The sequence below is a fragment of the Bifidobacterium pluvialisilvae genome, from assembly GCF_019331695.1.
Classification (GTDB): domain Bacteria; phylum Actinomycetota; class Actinomycetes; order Actinomycetales; family Bifidobacteriaceae; genus Galliscardovia; species Galliscardovia pluvialisilvae.
Genome location: NZ_JAHBBI010000016.1, coordinates 1 through 18,582, shown reverse-complemented (window position 1 = coordinate 18,582; position 18,582 = coordinate 1). Strand labels below are relative to the sequence as shown.

At 63.0% G+C, this 18,582-nt stretch carries 20 protein-coding genes and 1 pseudogene; 9 read left to right on the top strand and 12 right to left on the bottom strand.

Annotation, left to right across the window (positions count from 1 at the left end; all coding sequences use genetic code 11):
* Nucleotides 1-128: 128 nt before the first annotated feature.
* Complete coding sequence (locus tag KIH77_RS10050) at nucleotides 129-1,424, bottom strand: hypothetical protein (RefSeq protein ID WP_219101489.1); 1,296 nt, start codon at nucleotides 1,422-1,424, stop codon at nucleotides 129-131.
* 169 nt (nucleotides 1,425-1,593) lie between these two features.
* Here KIH77_RS10050 and rpmB point away from each other — a divergent pair, with 169 nt between their 5' ends.
* The 8 genes from rpmB to KIH77_RS10010 all read left to right on the top strand — a co-directional run bounded on the left by rpmB (nucleotide 1,594) and on the right by KIH77_RS10010 (nucleotide 5,522).
* Nucleotides 1,594-1,833 carry a 50S ribosomal protein L28 gene (gene rpmB / locus KIH77_RS10045; protein WP_219101487.1) on the top strand — a complete coding sequence of 80 codons (240 nt, stop codon included), beginning with the start codon at nucleotides 1,594-1,596 and terminating at the stop codon, nucleotides 1,831-1,833.
* A gap of 123 nt (nucleotides 1,834-1,956) precedes the next feature.
* Nucleotides 1,957-2,127 carry a 50S ribosomal protein L33 gene (rpmG, locus tag KIH77_RS10040; RefSeq protein ID WP_219101485.1) on the top strand — a complete coding sequence of 57 codons (171 nt, stop codon included), beginning with the start codon at nucleotides 1,957-1,959 and terminating at the stop codon, nucleotides 2,125-2,127.
* Between the two features lie 22 nt (nucleotides 2,128-2,149).
* The gene (gene rpsN / locus KIH77_RS10035) at nucleotides 2,150-2,455 is read left to right on the top strand and encodes a 30S ribosomal protein S14 (protein ID WP_219101483.1); all 306 of its coding nucleotides are present in this window, start codon (nucleotides 2,150-2,152) and stop codon (nucleotides 2,453-2,455) included.
* 37 nt (nucleotides 2,456-2,492) lie between these two features.
* Entirely contained in the window at nucleotides 2,493-2,615 is a 123-nt protein-coding gene (locus KIH77_RS10030) for a ribosomal protein bL36 (protein WP_109137451.1), read from the top strand.
* A complete protein-coding gene (rpmF, locus tag KIH77_RS10025) occupies nucleotides 2,615-2,782 on the top strand; it encodes a 50S ribosomal protein L32 (protein ID WP_219101516.1) in 168 nt (55 codons plus the stop codon). Before KIH77_RS10030 ends, rpmF begins: the two co-directional genes overlap by 1 nt.
* Before the next feature lie 72 nt (nucleotides 2,783-2,854).
* The gene (locus KIH77_RS10020; RefSeq protein WP_219101481.1) at nucleotides 2,855-4,459 is read left to right on the top strand and encodes a metal ABC transporter substrate-binding protein; all 1,605 of its coding nucleotides are present in this window, start codon (nucleotides 2,855-2,857) and stop codon (nucleotides 4,457-4,459) included.
* 153 nt (nucleotides 4,460-4,612) lie between these two features.
* The gene (locus tag KIH77_RS10015) at nucleotides 4,613-5,050 is read left to right on the top strand and encodes a Fur family transcriptional regulator (protein WP_219101479.1); all 438 of its coding nucleotides are present in this window, start codon (nucleotides 4,613-4,615) and stop codon (nucleotides 5,048-5,050) included.
* Between the two features lie 139 nt (nucleotides 5,051-5,189).
* On the top strand, nucleotides 5,190-5,522 hold the full coding sequence (locus KIH77_RS10010; protein WP_219101477.1) for a lectin-C: 333 nt from the start codon (nucleotides 5,190-5,192) through the stop codon (nucleotides 5,520-5,522).
* A gap of 460 nt (nucleotides 5,523-5,982) precedes the next feature.
* Here KIH77_RS10010 and KIH77_RS10510 read toward each other — a convergent pair whose 3' ends face one another.
* The 9 genes and pseudogenes from KIH77_RS10510 to KIH77_RS09965 form a co-directional block, all read right to left on the bottom strand.
* The gene (locus tag KIH77_RS10510) at nucleotides 5,983-7,074 is read right to left on the bottom strand and encodes a hypothetical protein (protein WP_236024620.1); all 1,092 of its coding nucleotides are present in this window, start codon (nucleotides 7,072-7,074) and stop codon (nucleotides 5,983-5,985) included.
* A 9-nt stretch (nucleotides 7,075-7,083) separates the two neighbouring features.
* Nucleotides 7,084-7,536 (bottom strand): Fur family transcriptional regulator, encoded by a 453-nt coding sequence (locus tag KIH77_RS10000; RefSeq protein ID WP_219101514.1) that lies wholly within the window; start codon nucleotides 7,534-7,536, stop codon nucleotides 7,084-7,086.
* A gap of 191 nt (nucleotides 7,537-7,727) precedes the next feature.
* On the bottom strand, nucleotides 7,728-8,021 hold the full coding sequence (locus KIH77_RS09995; protein WP_219101475.1) for a glycosyl hydrolase family 28-related protein: 294 nt from the start codon (nucleotides 8,019-8,021) through the stop codon (nucleotides 7,728-7,730).
* Nucleotides 8,022-8,160: 139 nt separating this feature from the next.
* Nucleotides 8,161-9,051, bottom strand: a complete 891-nt coding sequence (locus KIH77_RS09990) for a sugar phosphate isomerase/epimerase family protein (RefSeq protein ID WP_219101473.1) — start codon at nucleotides 9,049-9,051, stop codon at nucleotides 8,161-8,163.
* Between the two features lie 349 nt (nucleotides 9,052-9,400).
* The gene (locus tag KIH77_RS09985; RefSeq protein ID WP_219101472.1) at nucleotides 9,401-9,913 is read right to left on the bottom strand and encodes a nitroreductase family protein; all 513 of its coding nucleotides are present in this window, start codon (nucleotides 9,911-9,913) and stop codon (nucleotides 9,401-9,403) included.
* A gap of 200 nt (nucleotides 9,914-10,113) precedes the next feature.
* Complete coding sequence (locus tag KIH77_RS09980; RefSeq protein ID WP_219101470.1) at nucleotides 10,114-11,142, bottom strand: LacI family DNA-binding transcriptional regulator; 1,029 nt, start codon at nucleotides 11,140-11,142, stop codon at nucleotides 10,114-10,116.
* 359 nt (nucleotides 11,143-11,501) lie between these two features.
* Nucleotides 11,502-11,912: pseudogene (locus KIH77_RS09975) on the bottom strand (AGE family epimerase/isomerase); the annotation flags it as partial.
* 23 nt (nucleotides 11,913-11,935) lie between these two features.
* Nucleotides 11,936-12,946 carry a hydroxyacid dehydrogenase gene (locus KIH77_RS09970; RefSeq protein ID WP_219101468.1) on the bottom strand — a complete coding sequence of 337 codons (1,011 nt, stop codon included), beginning with the start codon at nucleotides 12,944-12,946 and terminating at the stop codon, nucleotides 11,936-11,938.
* A gap of 249 nt (nucleotides 12,947-13,195) precedes the next feature.
* Nucleotides 13,196-14,284 (bottom strand): LacI family DNA-binding transcriptional regulator, encoded by a 1,089-nt coding sequence (locus KIH77_RS09965; RefSeq protein ID WP_236024619.1) that lies wholly within the window; start codon nucleotides 14,282-14,284, stop codon nucleotides 13,196-13,198.
* 165 nt (nucleotides 14,285-14,449) lie between these two features.
* Here KIH77_RS09965 and KIH77_RS09960 point away from each other — a divergent pair, with 165 nt between their 5' ends.
* Nucleotides 14,450-15,436 (top strand): MFS transporter, encoded by a 987-nt coding sequence (locus KIH77_RS09960; RefSeq protein ID WP_219101466.1) that lies wholly within the window; start codon nucleotides 14,450-14,452, stop codon nucleotides 15,434-15,436.
* Nucleotides 15,437-15,463: 27 nt separating this feature from the next.
* Here the strand turns inward: KIH77_RS09960 and KIH77_RS09955 are convergent, their stop codons facing one another.
* Together KIH77_RS09955 and KIH77_RS09950 are read right to left on the bottom strand one after the other, a co-directional pair.
* The gene (locus tag KIH77_RS09955; protein ID WP_219101464.1) at nucleotides 15,464-16,549 is read right to left on the bottom strand and encodes a LacI family DNA-binding transcriptional regulator; all 1,086 of its coding nucleotides are present in this window, start codon (nucleotides 16,547-16,549) and stop codon (nucleotides 15,464-15,466) included.
* Nucleotides 16,550-16,795: 246 nt separating this feature from the next.
* Entirely contained in the window at nucleotides 16,796-17,641 is an 846-nt protein-coding gene (locus KIH77_RS09950; RefSeq protein ID WP_219101462.1) for an alpha/beta fold hydrolase, read from the bottom strand.
* Nucleotides 17,642-18,582 lie beyond the last annotated feature (941 nt).

Here is an 18,582-nt window from a genome sequence, read left to right as displayed (position 1 = left end):
AATTCCACGCCCCAGTATACACATAAATTGATAATCGTTTTCATTATTGATGAAAATCACCCGTCAATCATCGCCCATCACGGCGTTTCCCAAGCCGACACGCACGATGCGGGAAATCCTATGGGCGATCAGCGATGCGCGGCGTTGCTCCATGCAGTGAACTCGTCGGCCTGGTCGAACCATGACGTCGTCGGCATCCTCAACTCGTCATCGGTGAGCAGCAGCCATTCCAACCGCAACGGGATATCCGTATGCACGGCGGAGACGATCTGCAGTATCGTCTCCGCCGGCAGATCGCCCTCGATGTTGTCAAGCTCCTCGATGGAGACCCCGCCGGGGCCGCCCTCCCACACGAACACCGAAAACGGCTTGGTCGGCACGGTGAAATGGCCTCGGATATGCACCGGCGTTTCGATTTCGTTGAGCAGCGTCGACAGCCGCCCCGGATGCACCGGTCTCGGCGAATGCACCACGGTGGCCTCGAACCCGTCCCTGGAGCATTCCAGCCGAACCGGCATATGCGTCTGGACGGGACTGTCGCAGGACCGCCGCAGCGACAGGGCGTCAAGCCGACGCTGCGCCCCATCAAGCGAATACGAGCCCGAGGCCAGGGCCCGCCAGTCGACATCGCAGGCGCATTCGATCTTCGCGTCGTCGGACGAACGGATCTGACCGATCAGCTCGCCCATCCACATCGAACCGCAATCCGGTTCGTCGATCTCCCCGGTCCACGCGGATATGGTGAGCACATGACTCGCCTCCCGCAACAGCAGCGCCTCGACCTCGCCGACCGACCGTTCGTCCACAATGACCACGTCGCCGTCGTCGGACTCGAACGGGGCGTCGTCGAACAACCGGTCACGCAACCCCACCTCGTTCACGACCGTCGCCACGGCGGCGACACGCGGCACGGGCGTCACCGTACCGTTGTCGCCGAGATCGTCGGCGAACGAAAAGCAGTCGTCAAGATACTGGGCGATGGGGAACGCCTGCAGTCCCACGGGCAGCACGACGACGAAGGTGACGCCCGTGCACACGCCACAGCGGCGTATGGCATTGCCCAACCCCACAATCATGCGCTCCACATCGGATTTGATGGCGCACGTCACGCAACAGCCAGGCATCGCAAAGCGTTCCTCGCCGTGCGTCACCAGGGAGCAGCCCTGCACCGTTCGCACAATGGCCACGTCGGACAGACAGCCCTCATGCATTATCGAGTGCGAGTCATCGTCCGACTGCTCCATTCCCATGAATCGCCGTTCCACGCGATATCGGATGACACAGACATCCGGACCGTCACCCGCGCAGAATGCGGCGAGGTCTCGGGTAACACCATCCATGCTGGTCAGCAGCACGACACGGTCAGGACGAAGGGGCTCCGACATATCGGCCTTGGCCATATGCATCGGTTCGTTGATATCCATGATTCCTTTTCCACTGGTAGCGCATGAACCGGCCCGACGGATTCCGCAGCCGGGATATCCCGGCGACGCGCCGGGAGCCATCCCGGACAACCGTTGCGTTTCCACGCATGACGCGATCTCATGCATCACCAATTTGTGATAATGATTCTCATTAGCTATGATGACATCCATGACCAAACATTGTCAAGTCACCGGGAGGCGGGCCGGAGTCGGCAACCGCGTCTCCCATTCGCACCGCAAGACCCGCCGACGCTTTGGCGTGAACCTCCAGCACAAGACCTATTGGGTCCCCTCACTGGGGCGCCGAATCACCCTGACCGTCTCCGCCCGCGGCATCAGGACCATCGACCGTCGGGGCATCGACGTCGTGGTCGCCGAATTGATCCGCCGCAACGAGATCACGGCCTGACGCCCATCGACGGCACAACACGCCGCAAGCCGGCCCGGCATCCAGACCGGCTTGCGGCATCACAGTCTTGCCGGTCGCGTTTCTCCATCTTCCGCGGCCGGCATCTTCATCGAAGGAACCATCATGGCAAGCAAATCATCCGACATCCGCCCGGTCATCACGATGCGGTCGACGGAAGGCACCGGATTCACCTACACCACCCGGAAGAACCGACGGAACACACCCGAACGACTGGAACTCATGAAATACGATCCGATCGTCAAAAAACGCGTCATCTTCCGCGAAACGCGATGAGACCACAAGGAGTATGAAAATCATGGCCAAGACCAGTAAGATCGCCCGGCAACGCCAACGCGAACGTATCGTGGCAAAATACGCCGAACGACGCGCCGAACTCAAGAAGGCCGGCGTCAACCCCCATATCAGCGAGGCGGAGCGCGAAGCCGCGATGAAGGCACTGCACGCCCTGCCGCGAGACGCCAGCCCCACCAGACTGCGCAACCGCGATTCCATCGACGGGCGTCCGCGCGGCTATCTGCGCAAGTTCGCCGTTTCGCGAGTGCGCATGCGCGACCTCGCCCACGCCGGCAACCTGCCCGGCGTCACCAAATCGAGCTGGTGAACGGCAGGAGAATCACCATACGGAAAGGAAGACTCCCATGAAGGTCAAGGCATCCATCCGGTCCATGGCCAGAAAGCCGGGATCGGTGGTCGTACGCCGGCGCGGCCACACCTATGTGATCAACAAGAAGAACCCCCGATGGAAAGCGAGGCAGGGCTGATGGCCCATCCGAAATACCGGACGTCACGCGCGAACACGCGTTCGCGCCGCGCCAACTGGAAGGCGAAGCCGGTGAGCCTCGCCACAGTGACCACGCCGGACGGTCGCACCGTCCAGGTGCCGCAGCATCTGGCGAGCGCCGTCCGCAAGGGGTATATCGAGACCTGAAATCGTCTCCCCTCCCCCACATATATCAAACCGCTCCCAAACCTCATGATTATCAACGGTAGAAAGACAACCATGACCAACGAAGCAACAACCAACGCCGCCACCGAAACGGCATCCCGTAAACGACGGGGCCCGCTGTACGCCATCGGAGGCGGTGTCCTTGCCGCCGCCCTGATCATCGGCTCGTTCGCGGCCGGAAGCGCCTATCGCGGAAGCCACATGCAGGCCGGCACCGACTCCACGGCCACCACCGCCGCGGACACCGTGGCCGATTCCTGCGACGTCACGCTCGACGTGGTCGCATCCGTGAACCAGTGGGGATCACTCGCCAAGGAGCTCGGCGGCAACTGCGTGAACGTGACATCACTGATCAATTCCACATCCGCCGATCCGCACGACTACGAGGCCACGCCAAAGGACCTCGCCAAGCTGTCGAAGGCGCAGGTCGTCGTCATCAACGGCGCCGGCTACGACGGATGGGCGGAAAAGGCGAATCTCGATTCCTCCAGGCAAAAGATCGTGAACGTGGGCGACCTCATGGGCATCACCGCCACCGAGGAGCACAGCCACGAGCACGACGAAGGCGACGGGCACCACCATCACCACGGCTCGACCAACCCCCACCTCTGGTTCAGCCCCGAAGCGGTGCTCAAGGCCTCGCAGGCCATCACCGCGGCATACACCGACGCCGCACCGGACGGAGGCTCCACCGAGGCCACGGTGCAGCGGCACTCCAATGCATGGAACGGCGACTACGCCGATTTCGTCGCCTTGGTGAACAAGGGTCGTGCGAAGAACGTCGAACGACGGTTCGCCGCCACCGAATCCGTGGCGAACTATCTGCTCGACTACATCGGCGCCGTCGACAAGACACCCGCCACATACACCAATGCGATGAACAGCGAATCCGAGCCGTCGGCGTCCGACCTGAAAAGCGCCATCAACGTCGTCTCCGGCAACGACGTGGACATTCTCGTCGTCAACCCGCAGGAGATGGGCGAATTCGCCAAGAAGCTGGATGCCGCGGCCAGAAAACACAACAAGACGATCATCTCGGTGACCGAACAGCTGCCCGAAAACAAGAAGACCCTGCTGGAGTGGCTGACCTCGATCACCAATCAGGCCCTGGCCATCGACACCACGAACGGCTACTTCCTCACCCAGGACGTCAAGGACCGCACGATCGCCGACTACGCCGGCGAATGGCAGTCCGTATACCCGTATCTCAAGGACGGCACATTGGATTCGGTGATGGAGGCCAAGGCCAAGGCCAAGAAGGGCGATATGACCGTTGACGAATACAAGAAATACTACGACACCGGATACAAGACCGATGTGGAGAAAATCGTCATCAAGGGGAATCGGATGACCTTCACCAGCAACGGCAGGTCAGCCACCGCCACCTATCGGTACGACGGGTTCAGGATCCTCGACTATGCCAAGGGCAACCGCGGCGTCCGCTACCTGTTCACCGCCACCGGCAACGTGCCGCAGGGAGCGCCGAAGGTCGTGCAGTTCTCCGATCACGGCATCGCGCCCGGAAAGGCCGCGCACTTCCACATCTTCACGGGCGACGAATCCCAGGAGCAGACGCTCAAGGAGATGGACAACTGGCCGACCTACTACCCGGCTTCGATGAGCGCGAAGGAGGTCGCCACGGAAATGCTGGCCCACTGAGGCCGCTGGATTCCGACCTTCATCATCTTCGGCGCATGTCCGGCACAGGGCATGCGCCGAAGCCATATCGTTCCGGCGGCAGCCGTATTGTCCATCGGACATATGATTATGATAACGGTTTTCATTTAACATACGAAGTTGACCGAGGCCCCTATGAACGACGAACCACGCAAGACGCCGGCAAAACGCGTGACACGACCACGAATACTGCTCTCCCGCACCCTGGCCGGCCTCGCCAGATTCGCCACCGCCCAGGAGATCGCCGGCATACTGCGCGAACAGGGCACCGGCATCGGCACAGCCACCGTATACCGCAACCTCCAGCTCATGGCCTCGGCGGGAGAACTCGACACCCTGCACCTCAACGGCGAGACGCTCTACCGGGAATGCTCCGACCACGGCCATCACCATCACATCGTCTGCCGGGAATGCGGACGCACCATCGAAATCGAAATCCCCGGACTGGAGCAGTGGATCAAACAGGCTGCCCGCAAGGTGCACTTCACCGAAATCAGCCACGACCTTGAGATATTCGGCCTATGCGAGCACTGCGCAAAAACGCATTCGCACGGCAATGAAATAACTGACTGATAATCGCTTTCACTAATTTTCGCCCACATGGCTTCGCGCCTATATTGACGTACGTCACAAGGAAACGCCGCGACGACGGGCCGACGATATCGGCGGCGGATGCGGCATCATACGGAAATCATACGGAAAGAGGTTCATCATGACCATCAAGAACTACGACGAGCACGCCTACGAGATCGTCACCGAGGAAGGCACCTTCGCGGTCTGCAAGGACGACCTGGCCAAGTTCGACGTGACCAAGCACGAGCACGGCGTGGCCGCCTGCGGCTGCTGCGGCTGCTGCTTCACCGGCGACTGCTGCAACGACGCCGACTGCAAGCACTGCGAAGGCAAGTCCTGCGCTCACGCCTGCCACGAGAACCGCGAAGGCCATGAGTGCGCCTTCTGCCACCTCGCCTTCGACACCAACGAGAAGTGCCACGAGGAGATCCTCGCCGATCTCAAGGAGCTGAAGGCCGAACTCGCCGCCTGATCTCCGCCCGGCCTTTCTGCACGGGCCGCGAACGGCTTCAAACGAAAGCGAGGCCTCATCCAAGGGATCGCCATAGGAATACCGACACGTCGATAGAAGGATTCCCCGGCTCCCCATCAACTTCGGCGCATGTCCGGCACAGGGCATGCGCCGAAGTTATTATTTTTCTCTCTCAAAAAGACGGTTCCAGACCACCCATCATCCATATGGGACCCGCTCACCCGCCGAAAAACACCGGCCATCCCCCGAAAACGCGAGTTGTGGGTGTTCGATTTGGCGATAATCGCGTTTCGCCGAGAATAATCGTTGAAATTCCAACGCCGCCATGCCGAATCAACCGAGACGAACACCCACAACTCGGCATATGCGGTTGCGACGGCCGGATGTGTGCGCTCACCGACGCCACCCGCCACCGTCCGGACACCGCCGCGAGCCGGATTTAACCACCGTCCGGACACCGCTACTGCTTCAATGCGGCGATGAGGTCCTGCATGGCGTCGTTGGGTGGCAGTTCGGTCACGTTCTGCACGGTGTCGACGGTGCCGGGCACCTTGAACCGTGTGATGGAGTCGGTGCCGGAGAAGGTGACGCTGCGGAAGCCGTGCCGCTCCCATGCGAGCTTCTGCACCGGCTTGGACTCCAGCAGGGTCAGCAGCTTCTCCCCCTTGGCGTCCAACGCCATGAACGTGTGCGTGCTCCATACGGTCGGTGTGGGGTAGGCGATGACCAGGTCGTCCTTCACCTGAGCATACGCGTCGGGATTGTTTACGGCCAGGTCGAGGATCTGGCTCTCGTAGCCGACCATCATCGGCTTGGAGCCGACGCCGAGCGTGAGGAACTGGTTGAAGCTGTCCTCGGAGCTCGTCTCCATCCATCCGGATTTCGCGAAGATGCCGCGGATGGTGGCGGCGTCGCGTTTCACCGAGGCCCGTGTGGCCGGCTGGCCGCCGTTCATCGTGTTCGCCAGCAGGGCCGCGTATTCGTTGCCGGAGTTGGATTTCACCGGGTCGGTGCTTTCGATGTGGAACACGCCGTAGCCGCCCGCATACCCGACTTGCGACCATGTGCGCCCGGCCTTCATCGCGTCGACGGCCTTCGCCATGTCGAGCCGCCACACGTTACCGGATTTCGTCATGATGCCGGATTTCGCCAGCCCTTCGGCCACGGGCTTGTGCGTGTAGACGACGATGGGCGAGTTGAAGACGATGTCCTGTTTCGTTGCCTTCACGCCCTTCGACGCCCCGTATTCGACGGCGGTGCGCGAGGAGGGGAACAGATAGTCCATGCCGGAACGGTCGGCCGTCATCATGTCCAGAGAGCCGGCCTTGCGATAGTCCACTTTCAGACCGGATTCGGCGGCCAGTTTCGCGAATTCGTCGTCGTCGAACAGGCCGGTCTTCTCGCCGCCGAGATAGCCGGTGACGGACACGGTCGACGTCGGCGTCGCGGACCCGGGGCCGGACTTCGACGTCGTCCGCCATACCGCGAACCCGCAGATCACGGCGACGACGACGATCAGGGAGATGAGCCCGACGATCCTGTTCCTGTTCATATTCCCATTTCAGTCGGTGCCGTTGACTTTGTCGCCGGAATCGCCGTCGGCAGCGGCTCCGGCTTCGGCGGCCGCGCAGTCGGCGCAGATGCCGAAGATCTCAAGAATATGATGGCTGATGGTGAATCCGTTGTCCTTGGCGACCTTACGGAACCATGCCTCGCTCGGCGGTTCGATGTCGACGGTCTTGCCGCAGCGTTCGCAGACGAGATGATGATGATGCCGCGCGGCGTCCTCGCCGCAGTCGCGGAACAGCTGTTCGCCGCCCATGCGGATGGTGTCGGCCTCCCCCGCCGCCGCCATGGAGTTGAGCTGCCGGTATACGGTGGCCAGACCGATTTTGGAGCCGGCGTCCTGCAATCGGCGGTGCAGGTTCTGCGCGGAGACGAAATCGTCCGTCCGCCGCAACGCCTCGCGGACCGTTTCCTTCTGGACCGTCCGTCTCGTCAGATGTTCGACCATGCATACCCCGTTTGCCATGAATTCATTCGTTGCACGTACTCATATAGGATACGCGCGTCAACGACCAAAAAATACGGACCCAGAATCCCGCTATCCGTGATTTACGGTGCGTTTCGGTCGTTTTCCGAACGAAAAACGACCATAAAGCACCGTAAATCGGCGATATCGGGGTTTGGATCCGACGCGCAACATCACAGAGGCCAGTAGGGGGCGACCTCCTTGTCGAAGGCGTCCGACACCGTCTTCGCCACGACGGCGGGGTCGGTGTCCCAGATCTTCTGGTTGAACAGCTCGCATTCGATGTCGCCGCGCCAGCCGGTGTTCCACACGGCCTCGGTGAGCGGCTTGAAGTCGATGACGCCGTCGGCCAGCCGGACCGTGCCGCCGCCGTTCGCGGCGCATTCGTCGATGGCCCGCTGGATGGCCGCGGCGTCATTGGTCGTCCCATCGGCCTTGGCGCCGAATTCGCGGGGATCGATCGTCATTGCAGGCTCCTTTCGTGGTGTGCGAGGTGCCCGACTCCTGTGGGGAAGTCAGGCACCTTGGTCTCCGCCCCGCTGGCGGGGGCTGTCGACGACAGCTGACTGGGGTGGTCGGACACCTACTCAGCCGCACAGGCCATGCTCACGCCAGCTGGGCGTCGAGCGGCAGGTTGTCGATGGCGTGCCGCGCGGCCACGAGCGCGTCCTTGAGCGGCGCGACCTCGGGGTACCAGCGACGCTCCCATTCCAGCGACAGCGGACCGGTGTAGCCGCCGTTCTTCAGCAGTCGGCAGCACTTGGCCAGCGGCACGCGGCCGGTGCCCTGCAACACCGGGGTCTGGTCGCCGGGGAACGCGCAGTCCTTGATCTGCACGAGGCCGCGACCGTTGGCGATGTACTGGCCGACGTATTCGAACGTGGTCACCGGGTCCTCGCCGACGCGCCACGGGTGGGCGAGGTCCCAGATGGTGCCGACGCGGTTGCCGGGGGCCAGACGGTCGATTTCGGCGTGGATCATGGCGTTGCGCTCGCCGTTGGTGTGCGAGTCGTGGGTTTCAATGAGCGGCTGCACGCCGAGCTTGTCGGCCAGTGGCAGGGCCTTGACGATGATGGCGGCGCCGCGCTTGGAGATGCCGGCGAGGTTCTGGCCGTCGGGCAGGGCGAGTCCGGGCAGACGGTCGGGGGTCCAGCACGGGTCGAGCGGGGCGGTCGGGAACACGCGCACGTACTGGGCGCCGAGCACGTCGGCCATGTGCAGGCAGTGTTCGAGGCTTTCGAGCAGTTCGTCCTCGGTGCGGTCGGGGTTGCACACCTGCACGCGCGAGTCGACGGAGAAGATGGAGACGTTCGCCTTCTCGGCGAGTTCGTCGCGCATGGCCTTGAGCTCGTCGTCGGTGGAGGTCATGGTGAATTTCATTTCATCGCCAACCGCGACCTCGATCTTCGCAACACCGGTTTCCGTGAAGGTCTTCGCCAGTTCGTCCATGGTGTCGTACGGCGCGCCGAGCGTGCTTGCAGCCAGTTCCCAAGCCATTGTCGCTTTCCTTTCCTAAGCCTCGTTGCTGAGGTGTCATCGGGCTTTCGGGAACATGTGGTTCCGTCGGCCCTATATCGTCCGCATCGGCCCGTCACGACTCTCCGTCGTTTCTGAAACCGATTTCAAAAACAGTTTCAGTGTACACCAATCCGCAGGCCGAAACAGCGGGTTTCGCGAAAAAGCCGTTACCGTCAACCCAAGGGCGCAAAACCCCGTTATCGCGAATTCACGGTGCGAAAAGGTCGTTTTCCGCCCCGAAAACGACTAAAAGGCACCATACATCGCGGATAACGGGGTCAATAGCCCGTATTCACCCGTCAGCCCATCCCCTCGGCCGACCGCGCCGTCACAGATACGTGACGAGCTCATCGACAGGCTTGCGGCGGGAGTGCTTCGCCGACGGCCCGGCGTCGGCGGCCGGATAGCCGAGGTCGAGCATCGCGACGACCCGTTCCTTGTCCTCCAGCCCGAACGCCGTCTTCACCTTGTCCGGATCGAACACGTTGACCCAGCAGCTGCCGACGCCGCGGTTCGTAGCGGCGAGCATCATCTGCGTGGTGGCGATGGACGCGTCCTCCACGCCGGAATCGTATCTGCCGCCCGGATACTCATACACGTCGGTCGTGTCATACGTGACCATCAATACGGTCGGCGCACCATACCGGCATTCCGACAATTCGTCGACCTTGGCCAGCCCGTCCGCCGAACGGATGACGTACACGTGCTGTTCCTGCTGGTCGGTGGACGTCGGCGCCAAGCGTCCGGCCTCGAGAATCGCGTCCAAGTCGGATTGCGCGACCTGCCGCGCGTCGTATTTCCGGCACGCATACCGCCTGACGATCGCATCATCGAACTCCATGGCAAAATCCCCTTCCATCGTCACCCGACGATTTCGAAGCCCACTATAGGCGCGGAATTATGAGCGAACGCACGCCACACTATGCTGAATATGGGCTGAACCCCCCGCTATCGGCAATTTGCGGTGCGAAAAGGTCGTTTTTCGGCGGGAAAGCGGCAGAAAGGCACCGTGAATTGCGGATAACTCCCGTAAACGCGGCTCTAGCGTGAGCGTGCGGAATCACGCACGACCATGCGGCCCTGCACGGTCTCCAGGCGTGACTGCGGCGGCTCCTCGCCGGCACGCTTAGCCTGGATCTGCTCATAGAGCATGGCGAAGGCGCGTTCGCCCATCTCGTTGAAGTTCTGCCGGTAGCTGGTGAGCGCCGGCTTCCACAGGGGCGCGAACTGGCGGTCGTCGAATCCGACGACGCTCACATCCTCGGGCACGCTGCGGCCCTCCTCGCGCAGGCCGTTGATGACGGCTATGGCGGTCTCGTCGTTGCCGGCGAACACGGCGGTGACGTCATCGCGGCGGCCGAGCGCACGACCGGCCTCGACGGCCTCCTCCAAATCGGAGGACGATACGCGCAGGATCTCGGGAATCGGCGCGCCTGCCTCGGTCAGCGCGTCACGCCAGCCGTTGGTCCGCGTGTTGCCGCTCGGGCCTTCGGCGCGGGCGACGTGGTAGACGGTCCTGTGGCCGAGACCGAGCAGGTATTTCGTCATGTCGCGGCCGCCCTCGCGTTCGGAGTTGATGACCTGGTACGGCCCCTCCCCCGCGTTGCCGCCGACGATGACGACCGGCATGTCGTCGGGGATGTATCGCAGGGCCTCGGCGCCGGCGCGGTCGTATTCGTAGACGATGACACCGGCAGGGTTCGACCCCAGTGTCATCTGCACCATCTGCTGCACGTCGTCGATGTGGTGCTCGCTCAGCGTGGTGACGCCGAACAGGTAGTTCTTCGACTGCGCGCCGCGTTCCACGCCGATGTTGGTCATGTTGGTGGAGAACGTGCCGGAATTGGTGGCGAACACCATGACAGAGTCCATCTCCTTGTTCGCCAGCGCACGGGCGACGATACTCGGCTTGTATCCGAGCAGCTTGATGGCCTGCGCGATGCGCTTGCGCTTCTCCTCGTTCACGTTGGCGGTGCCGTTGAGATACCGGGAGACGGTGGGCGCCGAGACACCCGCCAGTTTGGCGACGTCCTTGATCACCGGCGTGCTGCGTTGCGCATTCCTGGCCATTGGTTGGTCTCCTTGGATGGTTGTGCCGCCTTATGGCAGTTGTACTGCATTGACCGTCGGTATGAAAGTATTTCAGACTTCATGCCGACGGTCACGATGTTGCCTATTATTTCAAGCCTCGATGACATTGCCGCGGCTTGTAATCGATTGCCCGCCTGCTCGGGGTTCCCTTGGCTCCCTCTGATGAGGGAGCTGTCGGAGTCCGACTGAGGGAGAGATGAAGACGGTACATGCCGAGTCCGCTCCGACTACCCCTCAGTCCGGCTTACGCCGGCCAGCTCCCCTGACAAGGGGAGCCGAGGGCGCCGGGGGGGGCGTTCGATCAGCCGGCGAGCGAGGCCTTGAGCGCCGGGGCCACGGAGAGCCGGGTCGAGCAGCGGGATGAGCGTGGCTGAGGTTCCGGCGAGGATCACGAACGCGTGGGCGTAGCAGATCTTGTCGGGCCCGTGCTTGCCGTCCCACGTGATCTCCGGGTACCAGCCGCCGTTGGCGTCGTCGTGCAGGTGGCCGAGCAGGCCCTCCACTGCGGCGTCGACCAGCTCCTCGGAACCGGGGTGGCCGAGCAGCGTGCCCAGCGAGTACACGTGCGCCATGCGGCAGGTGATCCACGTCTGGATGCCATGCGAGGGGTCGGGGCTGCCTTCGTTGTCGAGCCAGGCGGAGCCGCCGCCGGGCGCGGGGAACCTGTGCCCGAAGCCGAGCAGGTTCTCGGTCTCGCGCTTGAGCAGCGCACGGTTCTCGTCCGTGCCGTATTCGTATTTCTTATCCATAAGACGCTCCTGTGCCTTGTATGTCAGTCCAGCGGGTTGGCCTCGAAGCGCACCGGTGGCTCGCCGGCGGCGATGTGCTCGAACTCGGTGAGCACGGAGGCGCCCATGCGGTTGAGGTCGCAGCCCATGGAGCCGGCGATGTGCGGGGTGAGTACCACGTTCGGCAGATCCCACAGCGGCGAGTCGGCGGGCAGCGGCTCCTCCGGGTCGGTCACGTCGAGCACGGCGCGGATGCGGCCGGAGACGAGCTCCTTCTCGAGCGCCTTGTGGTCGATGACGATGCCGCGGGCGGAGTTGAGCAGCAGGGCGCCGTCCTTCATGAGGCCGAGCTCGTGGGCGCCGATCATGCCGGCGGTCTGCGGGATGCCGGGCGTGTGGATGGACACGATGTCGGACTCGCGGAACACGGTGTCGAGGTCGACCTTCTTGGCGCCGTACTGCGCGGCCTCCTCATCGGTGAGGTGGCGGCTCCAGGCGAGCACGTTAAAGTCGAACGGCTTGAGCATCTCCATGAAGTCACGGGCGATCTGCGCGGTGGCGGTCACGATGCCGACTGTCTTGCCGAAGGTGCCGGCGTCGGCGTAGTTGACCTCGCGGTTGATGTAGGCGCGCCTCTCGCCGTACTGATGCTGCGAAAGCGTGTGGTCCTTGCTTTCCAGCAGCGTGACGCCGAGGCAGTATTCGGCCACGGGGATGGAGTTGGCGGCCTGCACGTTGGTGGCGAAGATGCCGCGGTCCTTGGCGATCTTGCGGGCATCGTCGGTCAGGGCCTTGTAGGCGCTGCCCTGGGCGGCGATGATGCCCTTGAGCTTCGGCATGGCGTTGAGCACGTCGGCGGTGATCTGCCCCCAGCCGTACCACAGGTAGTCGGCGTCCTTCATGCGCTCCCGCGCGGCCGAATCGGAGAAGTCGGTGATCTCGGTGTGCCGCTCGATGTTGGCGATCTCGTGCAGGCGCTTCCACATCGGCTCGGTGAGCAGCTGCTCCGGCAGGCCGGGCTTGATGGACATAACGACGTTGAATTTCTCGGACATGACGCTCCTTTGCAGTGTCGGACGTTCTTCACAAAACCGCGCTTAAAATTGGTTTCTTTATTCCAAAACGCCATCTTTCATTGTCAGACAGTATTATATGAAACCGATTTCAAAACTGTAACCGCGACCGACGCCGTTATCGAATCATCGGAACCCGCATTTCCCACACGCGAATGGTCGAGAATCCGCCTCAATCCCGACAATTTGCGCGGGTAAACATCACAGAACGCACGAAGGCACGAGGAAAGTTCAGGAACGCTTCGGCAGAGAATCCCTCAGGATGACGTCGGGCCTGTTCTGCAGGAAGATCAGCCGATGGCCGAGGCCACGGTATTCGTCGTCGCCGAGCATGATGTTGTCGACGGCGGCGCGGCCCATGTCCTGCAGCGGCAGGTGCACGGTGGTCAGCGCCGGGTAGACGTCGGCGGCGTAGGGAATGTCGCCGAAACCGGTGACCCCCATCTGTCTGCCGGGTTCGAGGCCTCCGGCGCGCAGCGCGGTCATGGCGCCAATGGCCATGACGTCATTCAGCGCCACGATGCAGTCCGCGCCCCTGCCGCCGTAGAGCGCCCCCTCCCCCGGCGACAGCAGTCCGTCGCGAAGCATCTGCGCCACGACGGCGAAACCGGTCTCGCGACGGAATCCGCCGCTGGCCACGGCACGCGGGTCGATGTCGACGCCCCCTTCGGAGAGCGCCCTGACCACACCACGGTAGCGCTGCCCGGAGGAACGGTAGCCGTCGTTGCCTTTGAGAATCAGCGGACGCCGGTACCCGGCATCGATCAGCAGCTTGCCGATGGCGTAACCGCCGGCTTCGTTGCCTACGTCGACGGCGGGGAACGGCATATCACGGTCGAGGATGAACACGACGCGCCCGCCGGCGTCGGTGTAGCGTTTCAGCTCCTGCTGGAGGTCCCGTCTCGTACGGTCGTTGACGTTTTCGCTTTCCGAGATGATGATGCCGCGCGGCCGGGAGGCGATGAACCCTCGGATGCGTTCCAATTCCGCGGCGCCGTCGGACGCCACGCCGATGGCGACGTCGACGCCGCGCTCGGAGGCCGCCTTGAGGACGCCCTGCGAGACGCCGGCGAAATACGGGTCGGAGATGTCGGAGACGAGCAGCGCGATGTTCGGGGACACGCCCTTGGCCACGGCCTGCGCATAGGCGTTCGCGCGGTAGTCGAGCCGCCGCGCCGCCGCCACGACCTTCTCATACGAGTCCTTGCGCACCTTGCGCGTGCCGCCGTTGAGCGCACGCGAGGCGGTGGCGATGGAGACGCCCGCCTCCCTGGCCACATCCATAAGCGTCGCGGCCCTGCCCTGATGATCCGTCGTCATCGCCGTCCATCCTCCATATGTCCACAATCCGCCCGCCGCTTCGGGGCAACGTCACGGAAAACGATTGCCGTACCAATGGTGAAGTCTAGCACCCGGCGCCTTCCCCGACTATTATGGAAAACGCTTACCGTATTGATTTTTGGGGAAATCAAAGGAGCGTGTCTCATGAAGACGTCACCGATATCGACGGGCTCGAAGACCCGCATGACCAACCATACGCAGACGCAATCCGTCCGACCGCAACCGACCGCACGGACGCAATCCGCCACCACGCCGGCGCAACCGCCGCAGGCCATGTCCCCGAAGCTCATCGGCTCCATCGTTGCCGTGGGCTCGCTGGCATTCATCGGCATTCTTACGGAGACGGTCATGAACGTGCTGTTTCCAAGGCTCATGGCGATGCTGTCGGTCAATGCGTCGACCATCCAATGGCTGACCACGGGATATCTGCTGGTCGTCTCGGTGACCGTCCCGTTGTCGTCGTTCCTCGACCGCAGGTTCCCCCATCGCGGCATCTTCGTCGTGGCCGTCCTCGCCTCCGTCGCCGGCTGCATGATCATGATTGTCGGCAACGGTTTCCCCATCCTGCTGTGCGCACGCATGCTGCAGGGAATCGGCACCGGCCTCGCGCTGCCGCTGATGTTCAACATCATCCTCGAACAGGCCCCGCAACCCAAGATCGGCATGTTGATGGGAATCGGCACGCTGGTGGTCGGCACGGCCCCGGCGCTCGGACCGGCGTTCGGCGGCTTCGTGGCCGCGCACACGTCCTGGCGGATGATCTTCGTGATTCTGCTGCCGATCATGGCGGCGGCCCTTGCACTCGGTCTGGCCACCATCATCCAGTCCCATCCGACGGGCGCGACACCGTTCGCGACCGCGCAGTTCGTCATGCTGGCCGTAGGGTTCACCGGCCTGATCGTGTTCATCAACCAGGGTGCGGAGACGATCGACGCGTTGCACGACGCGCAGCAGACGACCATGCAGGCGGCGTTGACCGCCCTGGGGCTCGTCTGCGCCGTCGGCACCAGCGAATACCGTCTCGCCACGCAGTCCGGAGCGCGAATCGACTACCTCATCATGGCCATCACGGTCACCATCATCGGCGTGATGTTGGCGCGGGCCCTCCGCCACGCCGACACACAATCGTGATTAATCGTGTGTGATTCACTGCGCAATTCACCGCGCCGGAGCCACGGCGACGGAACCGCGAATCTTCAGCTGCGTGGGCATGGTCACGTCGCGGCCGAGCCCGTCGAGGGCGATCTTGACGGCCATATGGCCCATGTTGCCGAACGGCGCATGCACGGTGGTCATCGGCACGACCAGGTCCTCGGCGAAGGGCATGTCGTCGAAGCCTCCGACCGAGACGTCGGCCGGCACGTTCCTGCCGAGCTTGCGCAACGCGGCGATGGTGTACAACGCCATGGCGTCGGTGACGGCCACGACGGCCGTGCAACCGGGGACCATGGGATAGGCGGCCATGACGTTGGCGATGACGCTGTCGCGGTCGTCGTCGATGGGCACGTTGACGCGGTCGTCATAGGCGATGCCGGCCTCGCCCAGCGCGCGGAGGAACCCGTGGTACCGTGCCGTGAACACGCTGGAGTCGGGTTTCCTGCCGACGAACATGAACGACCGGTGGCCGAGCGAGATCATGTATTTCGTCAGTTCGTACATGCCGCTTTCGTTGGCGTAGTCGACGACGGCGATACGCGGGTCGAGGTCCATGCGGGGACGGGCGATCACCACCACGTCGGTGCCGACCGAGGCGAACCTGTCGACGTAGTCGTTGAGGATGCCGTCGACCGGCGAGCCGATGACGTCGCTGGCGTTGAGCACGACCAGCCGTGACCGCTGGGAGAGCAGGTTGTCGAGGATGGGCTTGGGGTCGTCCCAGTCGCCACCGGTGGATTGCAGGCGGAACGTCATTTTGCGGTCGGCCGCCTCGCGCTCCACGCCGGCGGTCATCTCGCCGTAGGTGCCGCCGTAGATGTGGTCCACGACGAAGGTGACGGAGTTGGGCGGCGTGGTGAGCGCCAGCGCGTGGGCGTTGGGGATGTAGCCGAGCTCCTCGATGACCCTCTGCACCTTGGCCCGCGTGACCTCCGACACCCGGTTGCCACCACGCATCACGCGCGAGACGGTGGCGGTGGAGACGCCCGCCGCCTTGGCGATGTCGCGGATGTTGACGTTGCCGGTTCGGGCGGGACCGGGGCCTCGATGCCGTGCCTCGTCGCCGTCGTACTGCTCATAGCGACCCATTGTCGTCCCTCCCGTTTGGTGTCATAATCGCCGTCGTGACGGCAATCGTCGACGGCGGTCGTCACAGTCGATCGTCGTCCGCGTTGTCGTCATTATCGCGCTGTTGTAGTGTAACTGATTTCCTTTACAAAAAGCGGCGGCATCGGAAGGATTCGATGCCGCCGTATTCAGCAAAATGGTGGTTTGCCGAGACTGTTGTGACATTGCCGTCGGCCGGATCATGGTCGTATCGTGACTTGACCGCGGTCAGATGGCCGTCGTGAGCGGCCGGTGCGCGGACGCGACGTCATCGTCGGCGTCGACGTCGGCTTCGGCCACGTCAGCGACGTCGGCGAGGCCGTGGTCCGCAGCCCACCGCACGGTCTCGTCGGCGAACCGCCGCGGATCCTCCATATGCATGAAGTGGCCGTGATCGGATTCCCACAGCGAAATCTCGACGTCCAGACCGTCCGGATTGCAGTCCCGTTCGTAGCCGCCGCGCGCCTGGCTGGTGTACAAGCCGAGCACGGGCTTCGTGCGGCGTTTCGCCACTTCCGGGGTGTGGCCGCGCAGGCCGAACGACCCGTCCTCCAGATATTCGGAGGAGAAGTAGTCGGCGAGTGCCCGCCCGTTCGTGCGGTCGGCGTCCTTCATGATGATCTGGCGGCTTTCGGTCGGCAGATACGTGGAGAACGCGCCTTGGATGAACGTGTTCATGGCGCCGTGCGGGTCGGCGCGGAACGCGTTGAGAGTGCGTCGCATGTCGGTCACGTCGGCCGGCGAGTCGTCGCCGTTGTATGCGGGGTCGATGACGACCTCCCCGTCGATGAGCTCGGGGTGGTCGGCGTTGACCAGCATGGACAGCTGGCCGCCCATGGAGTGGGCGATGAGCAGGGTGCGGGCGCCGGCCGGGACGTTCTCGCGGATGTATGCGGCCAGGTCCTCGGCCGCGGACGGGATGGTCCAGGGGCCTTCCTGCGCGCGCTCGGCGTGGCCGGGAAGCGTGTAGGCGAGCACCTTCCACGATTCGGGCCAGCGCACCGGCTCCCAGGTCTTCGGGGAGCCTCCCCATCCGTGGACGAGTACGGCGTATGTGGTGATGATGGAAGACATCGGCCGGCTCACCGCTATCTTCATCCAACACTTGTCCATCCGACCCCTCCCTGGTTTGGAACTCTCCTTGGTTTGGAGATATGTAACTAGTTTTAACCGCGAAACACTTAAAGCATGGGGCAGACTCTGGTAATCTGTCAATTCCATTGAAATTTCAGTCGTTTCGCATTTTTCACACTGATATTGTTGCTTTTTCAGACGGTTAACTGATTAGATATCCAGTCGTCAAGCACGCGCTCCGCCACCATCCCGAGCGGAATCGCTTCACCGCACTGTTGTCATCCTGAAAGGAACCAGTCAACCGTACTATTGCCATCCCGAGCGAAGGCCGCAGGCCGGAGTCGAAGGATTCTGCCGCCCAAAAAATCCTTCAAGATCCTTCGGCTCGCTGCGCTCGCTCAGGATGACAGAAGTGACGGCACGGCCCACTCAGGATGACAGAAGTGACGGCACGGCCCACTCAGGATGATAGAGGGGGCAGCGTTGCCCGCCCAGGAGATGGCAGAGCAGAGGTGACAGCTTCGCCCACCCAAGATGACCGAGCAGAGTACCCGAATACACCCACAACCAGTCCAGCGGACCACCCACAAACAATGCAATCGCGAATCATCAAGCACGCCAACTATGTAACCGGATACGCCAACCGTGTGACAGGGCACAGGTGCACCCGGCCACACGCTATCACAATCGTTGCAATTCCAACGTTTTGCATCACACGTGACCCAGTGCACATGCACCCGGTCACATCAGGATGCGTCCGGTCACTACATCAACACCCTTATCACCCTCCCCGCCGGCGGGGGCGATGCGAACTTGAGACAACGCCCACTCAGCAGCACACCAGTCATCCCACCCTTCGTCATGCCGCGTCCGACCGAATCCGCCATCACATCCCGCCCGACCGAATCCACGTCACATTCCCGCCTCTCAATCTCCCACCC